This window comes from Mycobacterium asiaticum (assembly GCF_001673315.1).
Classification (GTDB): domain Bacteria; phylum Actinomycetota; class Actinomycetes; order Mycobacteriales; family Mycobacteriaceae; genus Mycobacterium; species Mycobacterium asiaticum_B.
Genome location: NZ_LZLQ01000054.1, coordinates 1 through 785 on the forward strand (window position 1 = coordinate 1; position 785 = coordinate 785).

Here is a 785-nt window from a genome sequence, read left to right on the forward strand (position 1 = left end):
ACTGGTGGTGGTGATGTGGAACTGGTGGTGTGACGAGGAGGCCGCGCCTGCTCGAGCCCTGGCCTCGCGCTGGTGACTACGGGTCTCGGGGCAGGCCGAGCAGGCGCTCGGCGATGATGTTGAGTTGCACCTCCGAGGTGCCGCCGTAGATCGTGGTGGCGCGACTGGCCAGCAGGTACTCGCCCCATTTGCCCTGCAGCTGATCGGGGTCACCGATCACGGCGTCCGCGCCGAAGGACGACACCGCGAATTCGGCGTAGCCCTGCCCGGTGCGCATCGACAGCAACTTGGAGATTGCGGCCGAGGGCATGGCGTCACCGCCTGCCAGCGTCAGCAAGGTGGAACGTAGGTTGAGCACCTTGGCGGCATGGCCCTCGGCGATCAACTGGCCGGCGCGGTGCCGCGCCACCTGGTCGAACTGTCCGTCCCGCACGAACTCGACGAACTGCGGCAGGGTCGCCAGGAAATTCGCATCGCTGCTGCCGATCGAAACCCGTTCTGCGGTCAGGGTATTGCGGCTCACTTCCCAGCCCCGGTTCACCTCGCCCAACACACACTCGTCGGGCACGAACACGTCGTCGATGTAGACGGTGTTGAACATCTCGTGACCAGTGAGCTCGCGTAGCGGCTTGACCGTCACCCCCTCGCTCTTCATGTCCATCAGGAAGTAGGTGATGCCGTTGTGCTTCGGAGCGCTCGGGTCCGTCCTGGCCAGCAACGCACCCCACTGGGAGTACTGCGCGGCCGTGGTCCAGATCTTCTGCCCGGTGATACGCCAACCGCCG

General features: G+C 65.5%; 1 protein-coding gene. It reads right to left on the minus strand.

Features of this window, described 5'->3' with window-relative positions:
- Positions 1–76: 76 nt before the first annotated feature.
- The coding region (locus A5636_RS07970; RefSeq protein WP_172827182.1) for an acyl-CoA dehydrogenase family protein at positions 77–785 on the minus strand (709 nt) is incomplete at its 5' end.